Source organism: Cysteiniphilum litorale (genome assembly GCF_003428165.1).
Lineage (GTDB): Bacteria > Pseudomonadota > Gammaproteobacteria > Francisellales > Francisellaceae > Caedibacter > Caedibacter litoralis.
Genome location: NZ_QLIQ01000066.1, coordinates 1 through 7,253 on the forward strand (window position 1 = coordinate 1; position 7,253 = coordinate 7,253).

Consider the following 7,253-nt stretch of genomic DNA (forward strand, 5'->3'; position numbering starts at 1 on the left):
AAAGGCTACACTAGAGAAGAACTTGATTTGTTGATGTCCAGTGACATGCCTGAATCGGTTAAGATTAAGATTTTAGCAAGTTATAATAAGGCTAAGGATGCACCTGTGTCAGATATCACTAATAAACTCTCAGATAATCCATAAATCCACGGTGATACATCGTAGTAAACGTAAGTAGTCGTAGTAGCAGTGTAAACACTCGGCTCAATACAATAGACCATCTAACTTAACACGTTAAGGAGGCTAGTATGAATGACAATCAAAAAGAACGGCTTTTAAAAATTGCTGAAACAAATCCTGAGTTGGCTAAAGATGTTGTCGATATTCTGAAACAGGAATTTCAGCAATCCAATGAGCCAATTGCCGTTAAAATGGTTAAATCAGAAGAAGATAAGATTGAGATTACGGTGGAGCAGAAAAGGTATGCAACTAAATATATCGCAACAATTGTCATTGGAGTTTTGTTTTCATTTATACTTGGTATAATAACCATTGTTGGCTCAATATATGATGACAGATTTATAATTATGATATTTGCAGTTTTTGGATTAATAGTCATAGTTATTTTTAGCTCATGGTATTTTGGTTATAAAGCGGGCATGCCTACAATAAAATCTTTTTTGTCTCGTCATTTTAAATGGTCATAACATGATATTTTTACTGCAAAGATGGTGGTAACATCGGATTTTTTAGCATTTTCTCTTTTTCCTCGCTTCTTTCTTTTTTGTTCAAATCTCGATATTCTTTGGTGATCGAAATCAAACCACGATCAACATTATGCCGAATATCTGTCGCTCTCTGATCTTTTTCATCCAACACCACTTTGGATTGATCTTTGACCGATTGATTTGCCTGATCAAGCGCTATCATATCTGGACGCTCAAAATCAAAAGCGTTCGCAGGTTTGTTATAATCTGCAAACTTACCTTTAAACTCATGATCTTGCGGCATTATGCCAAGCTGTTTCATTAGCGCAAAGTTATCCCGATGCACCTGCTCCATCATCGACACCGTGGATTGCATTTTTTCGCCTTTGCGTTCATGTATTTGATATTTTAGCTCATCTTGCATACCACGATGTGCTTTTGTAACCGCCTGATCATTATCCGTTCGTGCTTGTTTCACTGCATCCCTACCCTGATCAACGTCACTCGATAGCTGATTAATGTCTGTTTGTCCTCTGGAGTCAATACTCGCTGAATTTTGTTTATACCAATCCAAATACACATCACTATTGGCAACCACAAAACTTTCCTGCGCTTTTTTGAAGAGTGGGTCACTCTGCTGACTAATATCACCTAACCAACGATCACGATTCTGTGGCGTATAATGATCATCTAAGTAATCCTTAAATTTTGGCATTAAATTCTCACTCATCGTAAAGTCGTGGTTTTTGGCATAATTCGCTGCTTCTCCTGCTTGCACTGATAAATCATAATTGCGCTGTGCTGATTCACTGTAAGCTTTAGCTTCACCAAAAGTCGATTGCAGTGATTGCCCTTTGTCTACACCAATGGCTTTATCCAGTGTGGCAATATCTGACTTACTCGCACTGGTAACAGTGTCTATTGCTTCACGATAAGATTTCGCTTCGTCTGCTGTTAATGATGACGAGTTATTCGTTGTATTCGATTTGCTATAACTACCCCCACCTTTCCAATAACCATTAGCTGCAAAAAATTTAAATGCCTCACCAGTTCCGAGTTTAACTTCAGCCCCCGCTTCTGTATTCAAACCATAAGCACTCGCATTAATCTGATCCTGACTATAGCGATTATGAATATCTGCCACCGTTGAATACGCACTTACCAATTGTGCCGTTTGACTGGTTGATTCACTCGATGCCACATAATCCTTTAACGCTTGCGTCTTGCCTGTCTGATTCAAATAATTTGCACCACTATTAATTGTTTCGTTGAACATCTGCGCCTGCGCAAACGCTTCTTTTTCATACGCTGCCTGTGTGCGTGATAAACCTGTCGATACCGATTCTCTTTGCATCATATCAAATGGCTGTCGATCAAGCATTGCCGTATTGTCATAAACAATACCCCCTGTCGGTGTCTGATATTGACTACCCCCTGATAAACTCGAACGCATTGCCCCACCTGCAATCTCACTGGGACGAGTATGGTGCTGTGCAAATTGCAGATTGTTCCCCGTATGCGAACCCGTAGAGGTCGTAAATGCCGTTATATTGCCCTCGCTCATCGCCGCTGCTCCTTTCTCAGCAGAAGCACCTAATGATGATGTCATACTTGTTGCAACCCCCATCATCGCATTACCTGCTCCTACAATCAGCATTCTTGATAAGTAAGGTACAAATGCCAACAACCATCCCGTTGCCGCTGCATATTTCCATGTCAGTGCTTCTAACGCATTGATATTCGACATCGTAATGCCTGAATAACCCCCTGAATAAATACTTAAATGTACCGATAAAATCGATGTCATGATAAAATTCACAAACACATAAAAAATGCCCCATGTGCCTAGCCAGATTAATCCCCCCACATATTTCTTGGTAATATGCAGTAAATAGCCTGGGAAAAGTGACATGTAACCCACAGGAATAAACGCACATGCCATCAGTAGTACTAAAATGGTATGCAGCATCGGGATAAACTCCTGCGCCTGCATGCCCATTGACACCCATGCCGAGGTACGTGACATCTCACCCTGTACTTTACTGTAGTTTAACGCAGCTGCTGCGTTACCACTGGCACTGGTTAATACCCTAAAGCCGTCACGCACGGCATTAATCGCTAAATTCTGCATCATAATGTTTTGTGCACTACCTGAGATATTAAAAAAGTGCTGATAGACATTCTGAACACTGCTTTGCATTTCAACCAGATTTAATGCCTGATGATTGATATTGTATTTTTGTAAATCACCGAGATTGACTGTTGCCTCGTTCTTAAAGGCGTTAATCAGCCATGCAGTGGCAGTACCACAGTACGGAAAATCCTCAGCCCCTGATTCATTTGGATTAGCCCTTGGAATATGGACACGTGATACGCCATCACGAATACGATTTTTTAAGAACGTTAAAATATCAGGGGCATCATGCAACTGTTTAAACGTGAAGTTTTTTCTTAATTTGATTTCAGGATAAACACACTGCCGTAAATAACGGGCAAAGTAACCTAATAGCTCAGTATTGACTCTGGATTGATTCATTTGCTGAAAAATCGCTGACCCCCAGACCATGCCATATTTCTCATAAGCTAAATCGGCAGGTACGTGCATAATATCCTCTAAGCTATCGGTGACGTAGTTCGATAATGCGGTGGTTGCAAATAACGGATACGCCAAACCAACGGGCACATGATCAACCGTATATCTTGCCAGTGGTTTAGTGGTATCATGTATCATCACCGTTGTACGAATATTAAATGCCATCGCTGTAATCAGGATATAACTAATCGTCCAAAACAGTACTTCCTTATAATCATGGCGCATCAGTAAACGACATAACACCACAAAGCCGCCAATCGTACCCATAAACCAAAACAGGGTCTGACTTTGCTCACTTTGATAATAGGTCGCAATGGCATTGATAATATACTGTGCCACTTGACCTTGTGACGTAACAAAAATATCCAACATCACTAACTCCTTAAGTGGTTAGGAAATGAAACAAAAATAAACGAACAAAAATAAAAAAATGAACGGTAAAAGACTCAAAAAATTATGAAAGCATCAACTATTTGTACGTTAAAAAACTTTCTCAAAATAATAACTATCTTGCGTTTCGGTTGACATATGCCCGACAACCACACTTTCAACATTCAGACTACGCATCACTAAATCTGATTTCTGCTGTAGTGCCTGATACGCGGTGTGATTAACATGTCGTGTGATAATCATCTGGGCGTTATCCAGATTTTTAATCAACCACTTCATATCGTCATCTTTGCCTAAATCGGTCATACTCAATGCTAAGCGTGCTTGACCGATAATCTGATTGATGTAATCCATTAAAATAATACGCGCAATGATTTCCGCATACTCATGATATTCAGGCATCCATCCTGCCATCAGCTGTGTTTCAATCAGACGAAAAATGGGAAAGTTCACTGAATTAATAATATTCTGCTCAGTGACATCAAGCTTAGTGTTGCTAATGATCTTTTCACCGATGGCTTCCAGTATGGCTCTAAGCTTTGGCACCATTGCTGAGGATTCTGCCACCGATAATAACTGAACACTGGGTTTTAGGCAGCGTTCAGCATTGCTATCATCACAGCGATAGATTTTGACCTCCTGTTTTTTCTGGTGACTGTCTTTTAACTGACCATTGAGCATCAAATCAAAACCCGCACTTTTAGCGTCTTTAATTAACGGCTCTAGCTGTCTAAATTTAGAATCACCGCCGTTATTGGTTTCATTAATCAATGAGCCTGTCATGGTCATCATATACTCAGCAATTTCGGTGTTCGCTGATAAGAAACCATTCTTCATTAAAAAATACCACACCAGATTGCGATTTTGTTTCACCATATCTTTGAGCTCTGGTTTGCTTTTAGCCTGTTCGGCTTGTGCTTTTGATTGCTCTGGTGAGCTACATCCCTGCTTGGAGGCTAAGAAACTGCTAAAGGCATTAGAATGCGTACCATACGTCTGACACAGAAATTTATTATTTTCTGAATTGGTAAACCAACCCGCAATACCACCGACTGCCATTTGTGCCGCCTCACAGGATGAGATATTTAAACTGTTAATATCCTGTGCTAGCTTTTGCAGATAATCGAGTGCTGATTTAATCGAGGGTGCCCATGTCTGTAGTGCCAGTTGAATCGCAAAGGGTGTTGCATTTTGCATAATTGCCTGCCCCATTTGCGTCAACTCAGTCGCGCTAACAAAACTAAAGCCTCCCGTAAACAGATCAATGCCACCACAACCAAGCTTCATATTCGGTGCCTGAACATCTATCAGCTGAAGATTTTTCACAGGGGTACGAATATACCCAGAACCTGCGGTAACATACCCACCTTGCTGATCAATGACTGCTTTACTACTGCTGATGTTAGAGGCATATCCCGTATCCGCTAAAAATGCCTGCATATCGTTACTGAGATTGGCATGACTGATATTAATGGCAATCAATGATACAAAGCAGGATAAACCCCAAACGCTACCATAAGCAAAAGTAATACCTAATTTATTTATTTTACTTACCGTCTTTGCCTTATTTACTTTATTTAGTGCCTGACCGGAAATGACTGGAGATCATATAAAATAGGGCTTTGACGCCAGAGATTTCAAATGAAGTTTTTTAACTCTATTCTCACATAAGCTTATTTCACGTTGTTTCTTGATGATTTGAGCAAAATTTCTGTCAAACTTCCCTTATTTTTTTGAGAAAATAGACGACAAGAAAAAATCTTCGCTTAACTTTCTATGCGCAACATACTTTTATCTCCCCAATTAAGTTTTGGTCAAACATACATCGGTGAGATTAAGATTAATTTCGATTCAAGAGATGATATCCCTCGTATTCTTTTAGGTTTGCAATCTGTTTATCAAGACAAACAAGCACGTCAAGAACTTGAAATCGTCTTGGCAAGCGTGTTAAGTGACAAACAAATAAACACAGGTCGTCAGGGGATGGATATGTGGCGAGTGTTTGTGCTTGGCATTGTGCGTTTAAATCTCAACTGTGATTATGATCGTTTGCAAGAGCTAGCCAATGAACATAGGACGTTACGACAAATGCTTGGTCATGGTTTTCTAGATGAGAATAAACGCTATGCTTTGCAAACCATTAAAGATAATGTTGGCTTGCTGACTGAGGAGGTTCTATGTCAATTAAATATCATCATGATTAACCATGGTCACGGTTTATTGAGTGCTACAGACAAGCCCTTATTGGCGCGTTGTGATTCTTTTGTTGTTGAGCGTAACGTGCATTTTCCAACGGATATTAGTTTGTTATTTGATGCTTTATGCAAAGCAATTCATTTGACAGCGCAATCCTGCAAGCGTTTAGATATAAGTGATTGGCGTCAATCTGGTTATAATATTAGGCAATTGAAAAAGGCATTGCGTAAAGCTCAGCAAAGTAAAAAAGGTAAGCAGCAAGATCATATCATCCAAGCACATCAAGCCTATTTGGATCAAGCACAGTTATACTTGAATACATTAAACCAAACACTCAAGAAGTTGGATGAGTTTTCACGATGTTCCATTGAGCCATATATTGATCATAGCACACGACAATTTCAGCAGACGTATGATCGTGTTATTGAGAATAAAACCATAGAGTCATCGCAAAAGGTATACTCTATTTTTGAGCCCGATACTGAGTGGGTTAACAAAGGAAAAGCAGGCAACAAAATTGAACTGGGCATTAAAGTGGCGATCATGGAAGATCAGCACCAATTTATTTTACATCATCGTATTATGAGACAAGAACAAGATGCTGATATCACGGTTGATATCATTAAAGATACACAGATTAATTTCCCTCAGTTGCAAGGTTGTAGTTTTGATAAGGGTTTTTACTCGGCAGTGAATCTCACGGAAGCTAGAAAGCTGATCAATAAAGTGGTGATGCCCAAAAAAGGCAAGCTAAATCAGCTAGAAAAGTTACAAGAGAGTGATCCTGAGTTTGTGAAAATCAGACATCAGCATTCAGCCGTTGAGTCAGCAATCAATTGTTTGGAACAGCACGGACTTGATCGTTGTCCAGATAAGGGAAAAGAAGGGTTTGATTGTTATGTGGCTTTGGCTGTTTTATCTCGCAATATTCAACGCATTGGTGAAATTGTGCAGAAAAAGCGACGTAAGCAAGAGGCCAGAAAAAAGCGAAAATTGAGTAAGGCTGCTTAGCAAATATCATTTAATTTAGGGTCAAAAAAACACGCAAGCAAGTTCTTGGGGATTTGACGTGAGTTTAATTTGATATTTTCAAGCGACTTTGGTTTGTTTTTGATCATTGAGCAATCAATTCATCAAAATGTGCTGGAAATAACAATGCTGAAGGTCAAATATCAGCCTATCTGTTGCGCTGAAAATGTAAAATATCGCTATTTCCGTTCAGGCACTATTTACTTTACTTATTTTACTCATCCTGCCCTCGCTTAATGTACATCATCATTGCTTTGGGTGCGTGTTCGCGCATAAGCATCTGCCTTTTGCCGTAAACGATAATGCAATAACTCACGATTGATTGCCCCCTTTGCAATTAGTTCAAAATGTAGCGTGTGCTTGTTCTGCAAAAAGAGCACAGGGGTCAGTGCTGTGGC

The 7,253-nt window shown here is 39.7% G+C and carries 4 protein-coding genes; 2 read left to right on the plus strand and 2 right to left on the minus strand.

What is annotated here, in order from left to right; translation table 11 throughout:
- Positions 1-248: 248 nt before the first annotated feature.
- Positions 249-647, plus strand: coding sequence for a hypothetical protein (locus DNJ75_RS13775; protein WP_117004023.1), 399 nt, complete (start codon positions 249-251; stop codon positions 645-647).
- A gap of 10 nt (positions 648-657) precedes the next feature.
- On the opposite strand, the gene DNJ75_RS13780 is transcribed toward DNJ75_RS13775, so the two are convergent.
- Both DNJ75_RS13780 and DNJ75_RS13785 read right to left on the minus strand, forming a co-directional pair.
- Complete coding sequence (locus tag DNJ75_RS13780) at positions 658-3,612, minus strand: conjugal transfer protein TraG N-terminal domain-containing protein (RefSeq protein ID WP_117004024.1); 2,955 nt, start codon at positions 3,610-3,612, stop codon at positions 658-660.
- A gap of 108 nt (positions 3,613-3,720) precedes the next feature.
- Complete coding sequence (locus DNJ75_RS13785; RefSeq protein ID WP_117004025.1) at positions 3,721-5,112, minus strand: conjugal transfer protein TraH; 1,392 nt, start codon at positions 5,110-5,112, stop codon at positions 3,721-3,723.
- Between the two features lie 294 nt (positions 5,113-5,406).
- Here DNJ75_RS13785 and DNJ75_RS13790 point away from each other — a divergent pair, with 294 nt between their 5' ends.
- On the plus strand, positions 5,407-6,837 hold the full coding sequence (locus DNJ75_RS13790; RefSeq protein WP_117004026.1) for an ISNCY family transposase: 1,431 nt from the start codon (positions 5,407-5,409) through the stop codon (positions 6,835-6,837).
- Positions 6,838-7,253: the final 416 nt, after the last annotated feature.